Source organism: Nocardia sp. SSK8 (genome assembly GCF_037034205.1).
Classification (GTDB): Bacteria; Actinomycetota; Actinomycetes; order Mycobacteriales; family Mycobacteriaceae; genus Nocardia.
Window position 1 is genome coordinate 34,655 of record NZ_JBAGKD010000010.1, and the last position, 17,840, is coordinate 52,494.

General features: G+C 71.6%; 16 protein-coding genes. 6 read left to right on the forward strand and 10 right to left on the reverse strand.

Features of this window, described 5'->3' with window-relative positions:
- Positions 1–11: 11 nt before the first annotated feature.
- Positions 12–713 carry a hypothetical protein gene (locus WA675_RS18975; RefSeq protein WP_336085960.1) on the reverse strand — a complete coding sequence of 234 codons (702 nt, stop codon included), beginning with the start codon at positions 711–713 and terminating at the stop codon, positions 12–14.
- A complete protein-coding gene (locus tag WA675_RS18980; RefSeq protein WP_336085961.1) occupies positions 710–1,660 on the reverse strand; it encodes a hypothetical protein in 951 nt (316 codons plus the stop codon). The genes WA675_RS18975 and WA675_RS18980 overlap by 4 nt, the downstream gene beginning before the upstream one ends.
- 87 nt (positions 1,661–1,747) lie before the next feature.
- Between WA675_RS18980 and lspA the strand changes: the two genes are divergently transcribed.
- The 3 genes from lspA to WA675_RS18995 are packed head-to-tail and all read left to right on the forward strand — an operon-like array spanning position 1,748 to position 4,027.
- On the forward strand, positions 1,748–2,371 hold the full coding sequence (gene lspA / locus WA675_RS18985; RefSeq protein WP_336085962.1) for a signal peptidase II: 624 nt from the start codon (positions 1,748–1,750) through the stop codon (positions 2,369–2,371).
- Entirely contained in the window at positions 2,368–3,294 is a 927-nt protein-coding gene (locus WA675_RS18990; RefSeq protein ID WP_336085964.1) for an RluA family pseudouridine synthase, read from the forward strand. Before lspA ends, WA675_RS18990 begins: the two co-directional genes overlap by 4 nt.
- The gene (locus WA675_RS18995; RefSeq protein WP_336085965.1) at positions 3,287–4,027 is read left to right on the forward strand and encodes a hypothetical protein; all 741 of its coding nucleotides are present in this window, start codon (positions 3,287–3,289) and stop codon (positions 4,025–4,027) included. Before WA675_RS18990 ends, WA675_RS18995 begins: the two co-directional genes overlap by 8 nt.
- A 125-nt stretch (positions 4,028–4,152) precedes the next feature.
- Here the strand turns inward: WA675_RS18995 and WA675_RS19000 are convergent, their stop codons facing one another.
- The 3 genes from WA675_RS19000 to WA675_RS19010 form a co-directional block, all read right to left on the reverse strand.
- Entirely contained in the window at positions 4,153–4,326 is a 174-nt protein-coding gene (locus WA675_RS19000) for a hypothetical protein (RefSeq protein WP_336085966.1), read from the reverse strand.
- Positions 4,323–4,484, reverse strand: a complete 162-nt coding sequence (locus tag WA675_RS27420; RefSeq protein WP_442945670.1) for a hypothetical protein — start codon at positions 4,482–4,484, stop codon at positions 4,323–4,325. Before WA675_RS27420 ends, WA675_RS19000 begins: the two co-directional genes overlap by 4 nt.
- Positions 4,485–4,564: 80 nt before the next feature.
- Entirely contained in the window at positions 4,565–6,988 is a 2,424-nt protein-coding gene (locus WA675_RS19010; RefSeq protein WP_336085967.1) for a cation-translocating P-type ATPase, read from the reverse strand.
- A 35-nt stretch (positions 6,989–7,023) separates the two neighbouring features.
- Here WA675_RS19010 and rarD point away from each other — a divergent pair, with 35 nt between their 5' ends.
- Complete coding sequence (gene rarD, locus WA675_RS19015) at positions 7,024–7,947, forward strand: EamA family transporter RarD (RefSeq protein ID WP_336085968.1); 924 nt, start codon at positions 7,024–7,026, stop codon at positions 7,945–7,947.
- A 239-nt stretch (positions 7,948–8,186) separates the two neighbouring features.
- On the opposite strand, the gene WA675_RS19020 is transcribed toward rarD, so the two are convergent.
- Positions 8,187–9,479, reverse strand: coding sequence for an SMI1/KNR4 family protein (locus tag WA675_RS19020; protein ID WP_336085969.1), 1,293 nt, complete (start codon positions 9,477–9,479; stop codon positions 8,187–8,189).
- Positions 9,480–9,633: 154 nt separating this feature from the next.
- Between WA675_RS19020 and WA675_RS19025 the strand changes: the two genes are divergently transcribed.
- Positions 9,634–10,554, forward strand: coding sequence for an ADP-ribosylglycohydrolase family protein (locus tag WA675_RS19025; protein WP_336085971.1), 921 nt, complete (start codon positions 9,634–9,636; stop codon positions 10,552–10,554).
- A gap of 215 nt (positions 10,555–10,769) precedes the next feature.
- Here the strand turns inward: WA675_RS19025 and WA675_RS19030 are convergent, their stop codons facing one another.
- The 3 genes from WA675_RS19030 to WA675_RS19040 form a co-directional block, all read right to left on the reverse strand.
- Positions 10,770–14,006 carry an arabinosyltransferase domain-containing protein gene (locus WA675_RS19030; protein ID WP_336085972.1) on the reverse strand — a complete coding sequence of 1,079 codons (3,237 nt, stop codon included), beginning with the start codon at positions 14,004–14,006 and terminating at the stop codon, positions 10,770–10,772.
- Positions 14,007–14,311: 305 nt separating this feature from the next.
- Positions 14,312–14,809: a hypothetical protein gene (locus tag WA675_RS19035; RefSeq protein ID WP_336085973.1), complete on the reverse strand. Its 498-nt coding sequence runs from the start codon at positions 14,807–14,809 to the stop codon at positions 14,312–14,314.
- 59 nt (positions 14,810–14,868) lie between these two features.
- Positions 14,869–16,176 (reverse strand): DNA polymerase IV, encoded by a 1,308-nt coding sequence (locus WA675_RS19040; protein WP_442945677.1) that lies wholly within the window; start codon positions 16,174–16,176, stop codon positions 14,869–14,871.
- 159 nt (positions 16,177–16,335) lie between these two features.
- Here WA675_RS19040 and WA675_RS19045 point away from each other — a divergent pair, with 159 nt between their 5' ends.
- Positions 16,336–17,211, forward strand: coding sequence for a UTP--glucose-1-phosphate uridylyltransferase (locus tag WA675_RS19045; protein WP_336085976.1), 876 nt, complete (start codon positions 16,336–16,338; stop codon positions 17,209–17,211).
- Here the strand turns inward: WA675_RS19045 and WA675_RS19050 are convergent.
- The gene (locus WA675_RS19050) at positions 17,208–17,723 is read right to left on the reverse strand and encodes an NlpC/P60 family protein (protein ID WP_336085978.1); all 516 of its coding nucleotides are present in this window, start codon (positions 17,721–17,723) and stop codon (positions 17,208–17,210) included. The genes WA675_RS19045 and WA675_RS19050 overlap by 4 nt on opposite strands.
- Positions 17,724–17,840: the final 117 nt, after the last annotated feature.

Genomic DNA, 17,840 nt, shown 5'->3' on the forward strand with positions numbered 1-17,840 from the left:
CCTCGCGCCGGTCAGGCGCGGAGCTTGCGGACCTGAGCGGCCGTGAGATCGGCCAGGACACCCGGGTCGACCGTCTCCGGTGCGGTGACCACCACTTGGACCAGCGTGTTGCCCACCTGGACCAGGGATGTCGCCGAGGTGAGGGTGAGTCCGTCGCTGGTGGCGGTCAGTGTGAAGGCCGAACCGGCGTCGCCCACGGCAGGCTGGTCGAGCGGGGCGGTGCGGTAATCGATGCGCACGCCCGCGTCGTCGCCGGTGTAGGTCGCGCAGCGGCGGGGCTGGGCCTGGAGGGCGTCGAAGGCGGGGGTGAGGGCGGTGTCGGGGTAGCTCGCGGCGTCGATATCGATGGTCGCGAAGCTCGGGCCCGCGAACTGCACCGAGGCCGACGCCGAGGAACCCGGCCACTGGGTGGCGATGGGGGTCAGCAGGCGGGCGCAGTCGGCCGGATCGGTGAGCGCCGTCGGGGGGACAGCGGCCTCGTCGCGGTCGTTACGCGGCGGGACGGCGGCGAAGGAGCCCGGCAGGTCGGCGGCCGAGAGCAGCGCGGCCGAGAGCTGGGCCGGGTCCGAGATCGGGGTGCCCGAGCCGGGCGCCGCGGACGCGGCGGCGGGGAACACGGCGGGCTCGTCGTCGGTGCCGCAGGCGGCCACTCCGGTCAGCGCGGCGCACGCCGAGGCGGCCGCGCTCACGCGCAGCAGAGCCGATCGCATCATTCGGTCCAGGAGACGCGGGTGGACTGCGTCTGCACCAGGGTGCTCACGCTGCGCGCGTCGCGGTAGGTCTGCTGGCCGCCGACATCGATCGCCCCCGATACCGGCAGCGGCAGACCGAGATCCACGGTGATGGTGCCGGTGCCCTCCATCACGTAATCGGCGATGTCGAGCGCGCCCGCGTCGTTGGGCAGCAGCCAGACCGTGTCGGTGGGGGTCTGGCTCACCTGCAGGTCGATGGTGAGCCGGTCGCCGTCGCGGGCCACCAGGGTCGCCGTGGTGATCTGGTCCAGGGTGACGCCGCCGGTGATCTCCTGGTGCACGGTCCACACCGCGCCCACGCCGACCGGTTCGTCCGGGAACGCGATCGAGCGGTAGACCGCCTGGTAGAACGCCTGTTCCAGGGCCGCGCGGGCGGAGTTCGGAGTCTCCGGGGAAGGGGCCATCCGCAGTTCGGTGATCGCGCCGAGATCGCTCATGGCCAGGCCCGCGTGCGAGCCGTCGGCGGCGGTGAAGGCCTTGTTCAGCACCGGGTCGGGCGTGGTGACCGTGCCGACGGTGAGGTCGACGCCGTCGGGGCCCGCCACCGCGGTCATCGGGATAGTCAGCGGGGCGGGCGAGAAGTCGCGCGTCGGCTGATCGTTGACCTGCTGCTGGATCTGGTAGTCGGTGCACAGCGTCACCTGCTGGGTGGTGCCCAGCGCGTAGCTCGGGCGCAGCAGCCCGCGCGGCTCCTCGCCCGCCGACACCAGCGCGGCCGACGGCGCCGAGATCGGCACCGTCACTTCCTTCATCCCCAGCGGCTCGGTGCCCTCGGTCTCGGCGGGCGCGGACGACCGATCGGCGCACCCGGCACCGAAGGTCACGAACCCGAGCACGAGCGCCACGAGCAACACCCCGGGGCGCGCGATGCGGGGTAAGCGAGGACTAGACAACACCGTCACAGCCATCAGGGTACGACCGGTTCCTGAGTAACACCTGGGACCGGTCGCCCACCGAGACGCGGGCGGCGATCACGGCTAGGGAATGATGGACGCGTGAGTGAAGACCGGCCCACCGACAACGCCGCCGACCCCGAGTCGGGCGCCGACGCGACGGCTCCGGCCGCCGACGCGGCCCCCGACCCCACCGAGACCACGAAACCCGCAGGTCGCCGCCGGTTGACGACGCTGCTGGCGATCGCCGTCGTGCTGTTCGGGCTCGACCTGCTGACCAAGTGCCTGGCCGTCGCGTTCATCGATCCCGGCGAATCGGTGCCGATCATCGGCGATTTCGCCCGCTTCACCCTGGTGCGCAATCCGGGTGCGGCGTTCTCGATGGCGACCGGCATGACCTGGCTGCTGACCCTGATCGCCGCCGCGGTGGTGATCGGCGTGATCCGCATCGGGTCCACGCTGCGCTCGCTGTGGTGGGCGATCGGGCTGGGCATGGTGCTCGGCGGCGCGCTGGGCAATCTGGTCGACCGGCTGTTCCGCTACCCCGGCCCGCTGCAGGGTCATGTGGTCGACTTCGTCGCCGTGGGCTGGTGGCCGGTGTTCAATGTCGCCGACTCGGCCATCGTGTGTGGCGCGATCCTGCTGGTCGCGCTCACCGTGTTCGGGTTCGAACCGGACGGCACCCGCAGCGGCCGCAAGCACACCGACGGTGAGGAGACCGCGTGAGAGAGACCAGGACCATGCCTGTCCCCGACGGGCTGGACGGGATGCGGGTCGACGCGGGCCTGTCGCGGCTGCTCGGGTTGTCGCGGACCGCGGTGGCGGCGCTGGCCGAGGAGGGCTCGGTGCAGCTCGACGGCGTGGCCGCGGGCAAGTCGGACCGGCTCACCGCGGGCGCCTGGCTGGAGGTGATCTTCCCGGAGCCCAAGCGGGAGGTGACGGTCGAGGCCACCCCGGTGGACGGGCTGAACATCCTCTACGCCGACGACGACATCGTCGCGGTGGACAAGCCGATCGGGGTGGCCGCCCATCCGGGTGTCGGCTGGACCGGGCCGACCGTGGTCGGCGGGCTGGCGGCCATGGGCTACCGCATCTCCACCTCCGGCGCGCACGAGCGGCAGGGCATCGTGCACCGCCTGGACGTGGGCACCTCGGGTGTGATGGTGGTGGCCCAATCCGAACACGCGTACACGATGCTCAAGCGCGCCTTCAAGGAACGCACGGTCGACAAGCAATACCATGCTCTCGTGCAGGGACATCCGGATCCGAGCAGCGGCACCATCGACGCGCCGATCGGGCGCGCGCGCGGCAACGACTGGAAGTTCACCGTCACCGGCGACGGCAGGCCCAGCATCACCCACTACGACACCATCGAGGCCTTCCAGGCCGCCAGCCTGCTCGACGTGCACCTCGAGACCGGCCGCACCCACCAGATCCGGGTGCATTTCTCCGCGGTGCGCCACCCCTGCGCCGGTGACCTGACCTACGGCGCCGATCCGACTCTGGCCAAGCGCCTCGGCCTGGAGCGGCAGTGGTTGCACGCGCGCCAGCTCGGTTTCCACCATCCCGCCGACGGCCGCTGGCTGGAGATCACCAGCGAGTACCCCGCCGATCTGGCGGGCGCACTGGACGTCCTACGCCATGCCTGACGACCCGCGGTCGTCCATCCCGGCGCCGGAATCGGTGCCGGACGACCGCGGGGACTCCGCCGCCGACGGCGGCGAACGGCACCGGATCATCAAGGCGGGCATCATCGGCGCCGCGGTGCTGGGCGCGGTGGCGCTGCTGGTGCTGGCCTTCACCGCGCCGCGCGCGGTCTCGGGAGTGACGACCGACCGGCTCGGCCCGGCGCCGGGCGAACAGGTCGACGAGTATCTGAGCCAGGCGCGCGCCTCGCTCGAGGGCACCGACACCGATCTGCACTGGGCTCTGCTCACCCCCACCGAATACCTGACGCCCCAGCAGATCCCGGATGCCGCCCACGGCCTGCGGGTGGCCGGGGTGATCCAGCACGTGCCGATCGACCGGGTGCAGACGCCGGTGATCACCGTCGCCACCCCGGCCGGTCCCGAGCCCGCCGTGAAATCCGCCGAGGCGGCCGCCGGATTGCTCGCCGCCCAGCAGTTCCACGATCAGCGCAGCGCCGAGGTCGCCCGGGTCACCGAGGCCCGGCTGCGCGCGGGCTGCGCGTGTACGGCGGGCCTGGTCGTGCGCGGCACCCTGCCCGAATTACGCGACCTCGCCGCGCAACCCGGTGTGCGATCGGTGCAGGCACTTCCCGCCGACGCGCTCGCCGGACGGTTCGCGGTGAGCCCGCTGCTGCCCGGCACTACCGGAGTCATCACGCCCACTCCCGATGACGGACCGGTTCCGGCCGAATAGCGGGGCACCATAGGTGCGCGGAAACCGGCGGGACAGCTGCGCATCCCGAGATCGGCCCCCCGGACGACGGGGCGCGTTCGGCGGCCCGGCGCACCACGGCGTCCGGTGCTGGAGAGGTGCTGAACTCACAGCGACCCACCGTCGCGACGTCGATCCGCGAGCTCCCAGAGACCGCGGGCCGTATCCACGTCTCCGGCGTGATCGTAGGCCTCTGCCATCAGATCCAGCGCGCCGGAATCCAGCTGGTCGATATGGACGATGAGCAGGCAGAACAGCTCGTCCAGGTCGTCGGGGGTCACAGCGGGATCCCGAGCGGCTCGGTCGGTAGGTTCGTGCTCGGCGCCGATCGGTGCGGCGTCGTGTCCGGCAGCCAGGTGGGTAGCGGGATGACCGCGGCCGGGTTGCCCGAGAACGGTGCGTCGGCGAACGCGTCGATCTGGTGCAGCAGAACCTCCATAGTGCGCAAAGGTACTCCAACACCGAATCACGGTCCGGCGCAAGGGTTCTCGAGGCGAACCCGGCCAGGTCAGGCGGTCCTCAGGCGCCCTGCGCGCCGACCGCGGGGATGAACTTGCCGCGGTTGCCCGACAGCCGCGCCTGCACCCACCACGCCAGTTCCACCAGCACGATCCCGACCGCGCCGCAGACGAACGCGGCCAGCGTGAGCCGCGGATTCGACGGGTCGAGCTTGAAGAACTCGCGGGTGAACGGGATGGTGAACAGCGCGACGTAGGCCAGCACCGACACCGCGATCAGCACCACCTTCCACCACACGTACGGCCGGGCCACCAGCGCCAGCACCCACACCGCGATCATGATCAGCGTGATCAGCGCCGTGGTGCCCGCCTGCACCTTCTGCGTCTCCGAGGCTTCCGGACCGGCGTAGGCGATGAGGTAGGCCACGAAGGTCGCCACGCCGATGACGATGCCCGACGGCACCGCCAGGCGCATCACCCGGCCGACGAACCCGGAGCGGGCCCGCTCGTTGTTGGGCGCCAGCGACAGGATGAACGCGGGGATGCCGATGGTGAACCAGGCCGCGATGGTGACGTGCCGGGGCAGGAACGGATAGCCGATCGGGTCGTAGCCGAAAATCTGCGAACCCACCCCGGCCAGGCCGACCAGGAAGGCCAGCAGCACCGAGTACACGGTCTTGGTGAGGAACAGATTCGAGACGCGCTCGATATTGCCGATCACCCGGCGGCCCTCCCCCACCACGTACGGCAGGGTGGCGAACTTGTTGTCCAGCAGCACGATCTGGGCCACCGCGCGGGTGGCGGGGCTGCCCGCGCCCATGGCGACGCCGATATCGGCGTCCTTGAGGGCCAGCACGTCGTTGACGCCGTCGCCGGTCATGGCCACGGTGTGCCCGCGCGACTGCAGGGCGCCGACCATGGCGCGCTTCTGGTCGGGGCGGACCCGGCCGAAGGTGGTCTCGTGGTCGAGCACGTCGGCCAGCGCGGCCGGGTCCTCGGGGAGCTTGCGCGCGTCGACGGCGTGGTCGCCGCCGGGCAGGTCCAGCGAGGAGGCCACCGCACCGACCGAGACGGCGTTGTCGCCGGAGATGACCTTGATCGCGACGTGCTGGCTCGCGAAGTACTCGAGGGTGTCCTTGGCGTCGGGCCGGACCTTCTGTTCGAGCACGACCAGCGCGGCGGGCGAGACGGTGCCGGGGGCGTCGGCGGCGTCGACCGGGCGGTCGCTGCGAGCCAGCAGCAGCACACGCAGGCCGGACGAGCCGAGTTCCTCGGCGTGCGCGGCGTCGGCGGAGGCGGGGTCGAGCAGCACGTCGGGGGCGCCGAGCAGCCAGTCGCCGTGGTCGCCGTAGGAGATGCCGCTCCACTTCTTGGCCGAGGAGAACGGCGCGACGCCGGTCTGGGTCCAGTCCGGGGTGTCGGGCAGCGCTTCGGCGATGGCCTGCACGCTGGCATTGGGGCGCGGGTCGTCGCCCGCCAGGGCGGCCAGTGCCTGCTTCACCTGGTCGTGGCCGAAGTCGCCGAGCGGTTCGATCTGGGCCAGGCGCATGCCGTTCTCGGTGAGGGTGCCGGTCTTGTCCGCGCACACCACGTCGACGCGGGCCAGGCCCTCGATGGCGGGCAGTTCCTGCACCAGGCAGTTGCGCTGACCCAGCCGCACCACGCCCACCGCGAAGGCGATGGAGGTCATCAGCACCAGACCCTCTGGCACCATCGGCACCAGGGCCGCGACCATGCCGGATACGGCCGGGCGCCAGGACTCGCCGCTGGAGACCAGCTGGTTGTAGATGCTCAGCGCGCCGGCCGGAATGAGCAGGTAGGTGATGAATTTCAGGATCTTGTCGATGCCCGCGCGCAGTTCGGAGTGCACCAGGGTGAACTTGCTGGCCTCCTCGGCCAGTTTCGCCGCGTAGGCGTCCTTACCGACCTTGGTCGCGCGGTAGGCGCCGGACCCGGCCACCACGAAGCTGCCCGACATGACCGGCGCGCCGATGCCCTTGTCGATCGGGTCGGCCTCGCCGGTGAGCAGCGATTCGTCGATCTCGAGCGCGGAGGCCTCCTCGATCTCGCCGTCGACGACGATCTGGTCGCCGGGGCCGAGTTCGATCAGGTCGTCGAGGACCACCTCGCCCGGGCTCACCTGCTGGGCCACGCCGTCGCGGCGCACCGTGGGCTTGGCCTGGCTGACGATGGCCAGCTGGTCGAGGGTGCGCTTGGCCCGGACCTCCTGGATGATGCCGACCGCGCTGTTGGCCACGATGAGCAGGCCGAACATGCCGTCGATGATCGAGCCGGTGGACAGCACCAGCAGCAACAGCACGCCGAGAATGGCATTGATCCGGGTGAACACATTGGCGCGGACGATCTCGCGCACCGACCGGCTGGCTCTGGCCGGGACATCATTGGTTCGGCCGTCGCGGCGCCGCTGCTCGACCTGTGCTGCCGTGAGCCCGGTGGCCGCGGGCTCCTGCACGGAAATGGACATGCTCGTCAGGCTACGGCAGACGTAACGTGGGACGAATGCAGCGCAGCGCGTCCCCGCCCGGTGTCGTCTTCGGTACCGGGGCCTATCTGATCTGGGGCCTGTTCCCGGCGTTCTTCGGGCTGCTGGCGTTCGCCTCGCCCGCCGAAGTGGTGGCCCAGCGGATCATCTGGACGCTGGTGGTGGTGTCGCTGGTGCTGCTGGCGACCGGGCGGCTGCGCGAGCTGGGCGGGATCGACGCGCGGACCTGGCGGCTGGCGGCGGCCGCGTCGGCGGCGATCTCGATCAACTGGGGCACCTATGTGTACGGGGTGATCAGCGGGCACGTGGTGGAGTGCGCGCTCGGGTATTTCATCAATCCGCTGGTCACCGTGGCGTTCGGGGTTGTGCTGTTCCGCGAGCGGCTCACCCGGGCTCAGTGGCTGGCGCTGGGGCTGGGCGCGCTGGCGGTGGTGGTGCTGACCGTGGACTACGGCAGGCCGCCGGTGATCGCGCTGGTGCTGGCCTGTTCGTTCGCCACCTACGGGCTGGTGAAGAAGGTGATCCGGCTCGACGCGCTGCGCGGGATCGCCGCCGAGGGCATCGTCGCGGCGCCGTTCGCGCTGGCCTTCGTGCTCGTGCTGGTGGTCACCGGGCGCAGCGAGTTCGCTTCCGGCGCGGACCATTCGGCCTTGATGATGGCGACCGGTCCGGTGACGCTGGTCCCGCTGCTGCTGTTCGCCGTGGCGGCGCAGCGGGTGCCGCTGTCGACCATGGGCATCCTGCAGTACCTGACGCCCGCCCTGCAGATGGCGTGGGGCGTTGCGGTGCTGCACGAGCCCATGCCGACCTCGCGCTGGATCGGTTTCGCGCTGATCTGGGCGGGGCTGGTGGTGTTCACCACCGACGCGATGCTGCGCGCGCGGCGGGGGCGGCGCGGGTCGATCCCCGAGCCTGTCGGGGAGACCTTGCCGAAGGGCTGAGAAGCGCGGGGGTGAGCTCCCGGTGCGGCAGCGCCCCCGCGTGCGCTGTGTCCTGGCATGCGCTGTGCCCCAGCGTGCGCCGTGCCCCGGCATGCGCTGTGCCCCGCGTGCGCTGTGCCCCGCGTGCGCTGTGCCCCAGCTTGCGCTGTGCCCCGCGTGCGCTGTGCCCCAGCATGCGCGGAGGCACTGGCATGCGCTGTGCCCCAGCGTGCGCGGAGGCACTGGGCGTAGGTCGTCGGTCAGCCGAAGGGTGAGAATTCCCAGCTCAAGCCGTGTTCGGTCAAGGTCGGCAGGTAGTTGGTGTCGAATGGCGTGGTGCGTTCGATGCTGTGGGCCAGGTCGGCGAGCAGGGCGCCGAGGGAGCGCCAGCCGGGCGGGGACATGTCGGCGGTGTCCTTGCCGAATTCGGTGACGCAGCCGCGCAGCGGTCCGGGGCGGGTGTCGCAGACCAGCATGGTGCCGTCGCGTTCGGCGATCGGCACGAACTCCGGGACGAACCGGCCCGCTTCCGCACCGGCCGGGGCGTTCTCGCCCGCGGCGGCCAGGTCGGGTTCCTCGGCGGTGAGCTCGCACCAGATCGCGCACTGCAGGTCGTGCAGCTCGAGCATCTGCTCCAGGCTCAGCAGGGTCATGCCGGGCAGCAGGTCGGCGGGGCCGCCGCCGTCGTGCAGGGTGAACCATTCGCGCAGTTCCGCGGGCCAGGTCACGCCGGTGCCCGCTTCGGCCCGGTCGACGGCGAGCGTGCCCGCGCCGGTGCGGGCCAAGCTCGGCCAGACGCCGCGGTCGCAGCGGTTCATGACGATCCGCCACAGGCGCTCCCACTGGCCGGTGACCGGGACGGCGGGCGTCTCCGAGGCCGGTTCACGCAGGGGCGTCGTGTCACGCAGGGGCGTCGTGTCCGGAACCGGTTCGCGCGCGGCTTCCGGGTCCGAGGCCGGTGGGCGCCGAGGTGCTTTGCTCGCCGCCGGTGAGCGCGGGAGCGACGTGCTGGTCGGTGCGGGGTCGGCGTGCCGTGCGATGACGCTGCGTCCACCGGAGTAGACGCGCAGGTCGAAGGTGTCGTCGTGGGCGAACACGCGGACCGGTGCGGCGATATCGGTGGGCCACAGCTGGATCCGGATCACCACATCCGCGCGACCGCGATCGCGGCCCCGGGAGCTGACCGCGATGCCGTGCAGGCCCGACGGCAAGGTCAGCAGATGGTCGATCTCGGGTGGACGCGTCGGGGACAGCGTGGTCCGGGTGAGGGTGGCCTCGGCGGGGAGGTCGATGGTGCCGGTCTCGACGGTCTCCCAGTCGGCGATATCGTCGAAATCCGGTGCCGCGATGCCGATCTCGAGATCGAGCTCGATGATGCCGTAGGTCCAGCCGACCCAGAGGCAGGCGTTCTCGTTGCCGTGATGGTCGCGGTGCACGCTGAGCAGCGAGCCGGGGCCGCTGGTGTCGACGGTCGGCGCGTACGGATATCCGGCCGGTGCGATGTACAGCTCCGGGTGACTCAGTTCGATGGTGTGCCGGTGCCGCTGTGCCATGGCCCCACTGTGCCGGGTAACCGGACCGCCCGGCGGGCGACGCGCCGCAGAACCGCCGGTCGTGGCGCGGACGCGAAAACGCGGTGGCGCACATGCCGACCGGTAGGGTTGTCGATCGGGCAATCGATGCGTTGTCGCCGGGAGGAGTGGGTGGATGTACGGTTCGGGGTTCTCCGATCGGGTGGCCGGGGTGCTGGTGGGGACAGCCGCGGGCGACGCGCTGGGGGCGGGCTACGAATTCACCCGGCCGGGGCCGGACACGGTGATCGGGATGATCGGCGGTGGCGTGTTCGACTGGGCGCCCGGGGAGTGGACCGACGACACCTCGATGGCGCTGGCGGTCGCGCTGGCGGCGGTGCACGGGCCAGGGATCGATCTGGACGCGGTGGCCGCGGGGTTCGTGGCGTGGTTCGATTCGCGGCCGCCGGATATCGGGAACCAGACGCGCCAGGTGCTCTCGGCCCGCTCGTCCTCGGCACCGGCCATGCAGGCGGTGGCCATGTCGCTGACCGGCCGCACCGGCGGCAACGGCTCGCTCATGCGGACCGCGCCGGTCGCGCTGGCCTATCTCGACGATGCCGAGGGGTGCATCGCCGCGGCCGGGCGGGTGGGACTGCTCACCCACGCCGACGAGCACGCCGTCGAGGCGTGCAAGATATGGACCTCCGCGATCCGGCACGCGGTGCTGTCGGCCGATTTCGGTGGCGTGCGCGAATATGTCAGCAGATCACCACAATCCGCGTACTGGACCGAGCGGCTCGACGAGGCCGAACACGGCACCCCCGACGACTTCCCGAACAACGGCTGGGTCGTGCACGCCTTGCAGACCGCCTGGTGGGCCATCACCACCACCGACCAGTCCACCCCCGAGCACCTGCCGCTGGCCCTGCAGGCGTGCGTGCGCGCGGGCAATGACACCGATACCACCGCCGCCATCGCCGGTGGCCTGCTCGGCGCCCGCTGGGGCGCCTCGGCGGTCCCCGCCGAATGGCGCGCGATGCTGCACGGCTACCCCGGCCTCACCGGCGCCGACCTCCCCGACCTGGCCTTGCGCATCGCCACCAGCTCCCGCTGACACGACCCGGCACAACATCCCAGACTTCGCCCCGCGCACCAGCGCAAGCTGACACGACCCGGCATCCACATCCCCGGCTCGGCCCCACGCACCGCGCGCCAGCGCCCGCTGACACGACCCCGGCGCCGACGGGCGCGGCCGGGGTCGGCGCCGGTGTTGCCCCGTGCCGGTCGATCACCACGCTCCGGGGCCGACGTTGGCTGAGGGCGCCGGGTCTACCAGACGGTGATGGTCGGGCCGGGAGTCCAGGTGCCCCAGCGGTTGCCGGACCGCACGTCGACGTGGGCCCGGCCTGCGGTGGGGTCCAGGGGCAGGTAGCGCTCGAGCGAGCCCCAGTCGCGGTCCCAGTCGTTGTTCAGGTAGGTCGGCAGGGTGCGGGCGGTGAACAGGAGCTGGGTCCAGCCGAGTGGGCCGCCGCCGTCGTGGCCCTGCCACAGGTTGGTGATGGTGGCACCGTTGCGGTCGGGCAGGATGCGGTACTCGGGCAGCTCCGCGATGCCGTTGTAGGTCGGCAGGTGGTTCTGGCACGGGAAGTGCAGGCCCACCGCCCAGTCGAGCAGGACCGGGCTCTCGCGGCCGACGAGCGCGTTCAGCGTGGTGGTCCGCGGCATGCGCGGCGGGGTCACCGCGAGCCACTGGTCGGGGCCGAGATCCTTGTCGGCGGCGACCAGGCGCACCACGTTCGCGTCGGCGGGGAGCTGGTCGAGCGGGACCCGGAGGTTCCGCCAGGTGGGCGCGGGGCCGATGTCGATCGGGTCGACCCGGCCCGCGACGGTGACCTCGGCACCGGCACCGGCGGTGCCGTATTCGACGGCCAGGTCCTGGCCGGGGTGGACGATGCCGTCGGCGTCGACCGAGCGGATCCGGCCCGCCACCGCGATCGCCAGCAGCGGCCCGCGCGGGCCCTCGGGCAGCCGGAACCAGCCGGTGGTGAGCGCGGCCGGTTCCTGGTCCCCGGCGCGGTAGCTGCCCAGGACCGGGGTGCTCGCGGGGTCGAGACCGAACGGGAGCTGCAGGGAGCCCTGGCGTGATTCCGAGCCCGCCGAGGTGGCGGCGTCACGCAGGGTGTCGGGGTCGTCGGAGACCGAATTGGCCTGGCCGGTGGTCGATTCCACCTCGTCGGAGGTGAGTACCGGGGCCACGCCGTCGGGCTGGAAGCCGGTCGACTCGCCGGTCAGCGCGGTGGTGACATCGCCGCTGAGCGGGGAGAGCATGGACGCGTTCGGGTCGGTTTCGACCAGGACCTCGTCGGCCATACCGCAGCCTCCGGCGAAGGCCGCCCGGAAGTTGGAGCTCGCCAGCGAGTACGCGGGGTACTGCGCCACAGTCGCTTTCGCGAAGGAGGCCAGCTCGAACAACACCATCATGGCGGCGGCGATCGCCAGGACGGGCAGCGCGGCGAGCCTGGTCGCGCGCGGCTTGGGGTTCGGGTGGATGTGGTACCAGGCGGCCACCGCCAGGGCGAGCACCGTCAGCCCGACGAAGGCCGTCGAGAGGCCGTACCCGGCGATCGTCGGCGGCTTGTCCCACCACGGGATGCCCCAGGACGACACATACCAGTAGCCGTTGGCGCCGACGAAGGTCATGGCCAGGGCGAAGAACACCGCCGCGGCGAACAGCGCGCGATTGCGCAGCGGCCGCAGCACCTCCGAGCTCACCGCCACCGCGGTCACCGCGGCGACACAGGTGGCCAGGCCCGCGAACACACCGAACTGGTGGGTCCACTTGGTGGGCGAGAACATCATCAGCGCCATGGCCGCGACGGTGATGCCGAGCATCCGCCGGGTCGGGCCGACCGCGATGCCGGGGATGCGCCCGCCGCGGCGCAGCAGGGTGACGGTGCAGACCAGCAGGCCCAGCAGCATCACGAACACGCCGAAGCGGCGGGTCAGCCAGCCGTCGGCATTGAGCTGCAACAGGTACTGGTAGCGCAGGAACTCGAAGAACCAGGACTCCCCCGGCCCGATTCCGCTGTGCACGGCGAACATCTCGCGCACCCCGGCCAGGGTCCGGTCGGCGAACACGACCGTGAGCACCACGGTGCCCGCGGCCAGGACCGGCAGCAGCTGGGCGAGATAGCCGACGGTCTTGGCGCGGCGCACGATCACGGCGGTCACCACCCGGGCACCGGCGACGAGCGCACCCAGGCAGATCAGGCCCGAGGGCGCGCCGGTGAGGGTGAAGGCGGCCACGATCACCGCGACCGCGAACGGCAGCACCCGGCGGGTCGCGATGGCCCGCTCGACCGACACCCAGGTGACCAGCACACCCAGCGCGACCACGAATTCCGCGCGCAGGCCGTTGTTGTAGGGCAGCCAGAAGGCCAGGAACACCAGCGCCGCGGTCCAGGTGACCACCTTGCGGTGCCGCATCGCCACCCCGAGGCGGGGTAGCACCTCGCGGCTGATCAGCCACCAGGTGAGGATGCCCGCACCGAGCGCGGGCAGCCGCACCAGCGGGCTGACCGCCGAGAGATGGGTGATCCAGCCGATGATGTCGGTGTAGGGCGTGTAGAAGGGGCCCTCGTCGACGCTGAACCAGCGGTAGTAGTTGGACATGTTGCCCGAACTGCGCGCGCCCCTGGCCATGCCGAGGATGTAGCCGTCGTCGGAGGTGTTGGCGCCGATGAAATGCCAGACGACCAAGACCGCGAACACCAGCCAGTCGGCCGGGCGCAACCGCCACCAGCGCTGCGGCAGGAAGCGCCGGGGCGCGCGGCCGTCGAGGGCGTCGAGGCGGTGCAGCGCGTAGAGCGACAGCGCGGTCGCCAGCAGGCAGAGCACGATCACGGCCAGCTTGGGCCAGGTGGGTGAGGTGGTGTAGCGGGCGTCGACATCGACGCGCACCGCCAGCTCCGCGGGCGCGGCACCGGTCAGCTCGCTGAACACGCCGACGACCTGCGGGCGCCGATCCCCCGCCACGGTGGCGCCCGCCGCGGCGAAACCGGTGGTGGTGACCACGGATTCGTCCGGGGTGAGCGCGACGGTGAGCGCGCAGGACCGGTCGATGGTCTCGGCCAGCGGCGCGGTCCACAGCAGCGTCGAGCGCGAGACCACGTCCACCCGGCCCGGCCGCTCGGCGGTGTCGGCGACCACCTTAACCACGAACCCGTAGCGCTCCATGTCCCCCGACTGCCGCGGCACGGTGGACACCGCGACGCCACCTTCGGCGGCCAGTGAACTCAACGCGCTACACGGCACCGTCGCCGACAGCGCAGCGGGCGCGTACGCGACCAGCGGCGCCTCCACCCCGGCCACCGACCCCTGCTGCGGCCACGACACTGTCGCCGCGTCGACCCGCACCGGCAGAAACGGAATCGCCACCGCGGCCAGCACGGCGATCAGTCCCGCGACGATCGCGACGGTCCGCGCCCATCCCCCGCGCGCGCCCCCGTCACCCGCCGCCGAAGCATCCCTGGGCGGATGCCCCTGCCGCACGATCGTCTCTACCACGGGGCCCGATAGTAGCCGCGCCCCCAACCCCACCCCCCTCCGGCCGAGCCCCACCGGTCCAACCAGAACCACCGCCCCAGCCAGAACCGCAACCCCGGCCGAGAACCGCCGCCCCAGCCGAGGCAAACCGCCATGACCGCACTACCGGCCCCGCACGCCCCGACCTCGAGGAGGGGCCGCCGCGCAGCGGCGGTTCGCGGCGGGTCGCCGGTCAGGTGCCGCTGCGTAGGCGACGAAGGAGCAAGCAGCGGTGCCTGACCGGCGGCCCCTAGGGCCGCGAACTCGAGCGCGCCAGCGCTCCAAATTTACGGGCAGGCGACGGACTGCTGGCCGAGGTTGGTCAGCATCTGGCAGGCCCAGGACTTCTGGACCTTCCACTTGCCGTCCTCGGCGACGAACGGCACGTCGACCACATTGGTCTGGCCGTTGACGGTGAAGTCGGCCTTGGCGTTGACGCTGTCGCCGAAGGAGGTCACGTCGGTGACCTGGACCTGCACCCCGGCGGCCTGCGCGGCCTCCGCGAGGCGGTTGGGCAGTTCGGGGTCGGCGGAGCCGCCCTGGACGAAGTCCAGCTTCTCCTCGTTGGGTACCGACGGGTCCAGCGCCGTGGTGAGCTGCTCGTTGAGCTGCTCGACGGTCGGCACCGGCGGCAGGTCGGCCGCCGCGGACACGGTGGTGGTGACGCTGGTGGTGGTCTTGGCGGCGGGCTTGTCACCCTTGTCGTCGCTGCACGCGCTCAGCCCCAGTGCGGCGACCACCGCGAGGCCGGCGATCGCGACACGTCCGGTCGTACGAAGCTTCAACTTCTCGTCCTTTGCGTTCGAGGTGGCAGAGATTCCATCGCGGTAGCCGAGGCTACTCCTCAGGCGAGGCTGTCGAGCGGATCCGCCCGGGACAGCCCGGTGTCGTCGGCTGGAAAGGTCCGCGCGGGGCCCGGACCTGTCGAGCTCGTCTCGAACCGTACCGTCACCACGCCGTAGCCCGCGCCCTGCACCCACCCGTGCCCGAATTCCGGGTGCCGCACATCCATGCCCGGAAACCACTGCCCGGCGGGCGGATTCCGCGGTTCGTCCGGTTCCGGGGCGGGCGGGGGCGGCTCGGCCACGACGCCGGGATCCTCGGGCACCGCCTGATCGAGCTCGGGGAACAGCGATTCCTGGCGCACCAGCGATAGGCCGCCGTAGCCGACCCCGACCAGCCGAATCGGGCCCAGCTCGGTGGGATCGATGGCCGAGCGCTGCGCGGCCGCGGTGAGCGTGGCCAGGTCGGCGGTGGCGTAGGGCAGGGTGAACGACCTGGTCACGATGCCCATATCGGACTTCTTGAGCTTGAGCACCACCGTGCGCGCGGCCCGGCCGTCGCGCGCGAGCCTGCGGTGCGCGGCGGCGGCCATCGCGGTGACGGCGACGCGCAGCTCGGGCAGGGTGACGATGTCGCGCTCGTAGGTGTTCTCGGCGCTGATCTGCTTGGCCTCGGCGCGTTCGGCCACCGGCCGGTCGTCGACGCCCCTGGCCAGGCGGTGCAGCGCCGCCCCGACGCTGCCGCCCAGGATCGAGGCCGCTTCCGATTCCGGCAGCGCCGCGAACGCGCCGACGGTCTCGATCCCCAGCCCCCGCAGTCTGCTCTCGGCGACCGGGCCGATCCCCCACAGCTTGCGCACCGGCAGCGCGGCCAACAGCGCGCTCTGTTCGGCGGGCGAGATGACCCGCATCCCATCCGGTTTGGCCAGGCCGGAGCCGATCTTGGCGAGCTGCTTGCCGGTGCCCGCGCCGATCGAGGCGGTGAGCCCGGTGCGCTCGCGCACCAGCGCCCGCAGCTCCGCGCAGTACCGCTCGACCTCGGCCACGGTGGCCCCGGCCAGTTCGGCGGGTTCGCCGAAGGCCTCGTCGAACGACAGCGTCTCCAGTACCGGGATCCGTCCGCGCAGCGTGTCGAACACCTGCCCGCTCAGCACCGAGTACACCGCCCCGCGCGGCGGGATGACCACCGCCGAGACCCCGACGAGCCGCCGCGCCTGATGCATGGGCATGGCCGAGCGGGCGCCGTACCCGCGCGCCTCGTAGCTGGCCCCGGCCACGACTCCGCGCTGACCGGCGCCACCGACCAGCACCGGTCTGCCGCGCAGGGTGGGCCGGGTGAGCTGCTCGGCCGAGGCGAAGAAGGCGTCCATGTCGATGTGCAGCACCCAGCGTCGGCCGGTGACCCCGGCATCGGATCTGGCTGCGCTGCTCACCAGCCGCAATCTACGCGGCGGGACCGACAAGGTACTCCAGTCCGGTTGACAGCGATGCCACAGCCAGGACACAGGCGGGTGTGTGATGATCGGGGGATGAAGATCCGCAAGGCTGTCATTCCGGCGGCGGGAATCGGCTCCCGGCTGCTTCCGCTGACCAAGGCGACGCCCAAGGAGATGCTGCCGGTCGGCGACAAGCCGGTCATCGAGCACACCGTCCGCGAGCTGGTCTCCTCGGGCATCACCGACATCACCATCGTGGTCAGCGGCGGCAAGTCGCTGATCCAGGACCACTTCCGGCCGAACCCGGCGCTGGTCGCGCAGCTGCGCGCCGACGGCAAGGCCGCCTTCGCCGACGCGGTGGAGGAGGTCGGCGAGCTCTCCCGCGCCGGGCACATCACCTATCTGGACCAGCACGGCCCGTACGGCAACGGCACCCCGGTGCTCAATGCCGCCCGCCACCTCGGCGACGAGCCGATGCTGGTGCTGTGGCCCGACGACGTGTTCGTCGCCGAGGTGCCGCGCGCCCAGCAGCTCATCACCGCCTACGAGTCCACCGGCTGCCCGGTGCTCGCGCTGCTGCCGATGGAACCGGGCGAATCGCAGCGCTACGGGGTGCCGGTGGTCCGCGAGGACCTCGACGACGGGCTGCTGCGCATCTCCGGCCTGATGGAGAAGCCCAAGCCGGAGGACGCCCCCTCGGCGTTCGCCGCGATCGGCGGCTATGTGGTGACCCCGGGCATCATCGAGGAGCTGCAGAAGCAGACCGACGACTGGTACACCCACCAGACCGGCGAGGTCTACCTCACCGACGCGATCAACAACTACGCCGCCAACCACGCGGTGTACGGCCAGGTGATCCAGGGCCGCTGGTACGACACCGGCAACCCGGCCGACTACCTGGTCGCCCAGTTCGCCTCGGCGCTGGCCCATCCCGAGTACGGGCCGCTGCTGCGCCAGCTGGTGGATTAGAAACGCCTGATGGCGAAGATGTCGAATTCGCGCAGGGGATGCAGGCCGACCGGGACGCCCCAATCGTGGGCGTCGAGGATCTGGCCCATCCCCGCGTAGATGCCGACGTGCGAGCCGTCGCCGTTGAGGATGACGACGTCACCGGGTGCCAGCCCGCCGTAGGTCACCGGCAGGCCCACCTTCGCCTGCTCCCAGGTGGTGCGCGGCAGGATGACGCCGACCTGGCGGAAGGCCCACTGCACCAGCGCCGAGCAGTCCCAGGAGTGCGGGCCCATGGCACCCCACTCGTAGGGCTTGCCGATCTGGGTGGCGGCGGCGGTGAGCGCGCCGATCCCGGTGGCGCTGGGGAACGGGATCATGCCCGACCCGCTGGAGCTGCCGGTGGAGGAGCCGGATTCGCCCGAACCCGAGGAACTGCCGGTCTGCGACCAGGCGGGCCCGGCGAGGACGAGGGTGGTGACGAGGGTGGCCACGAAGCCGAAAGCCAACCGTCGCAGGACTTTTCGTCGCACAGGGAGCCCTTCCGGTTACCGGGGGGCATCGCCTGGCGCATCGGGTGAGCCACCCACATGTACCGGTGTCGCGCCGAGCGTGTCGCTACCCTCGGCGCGGCACCGTTTTCACAGGAC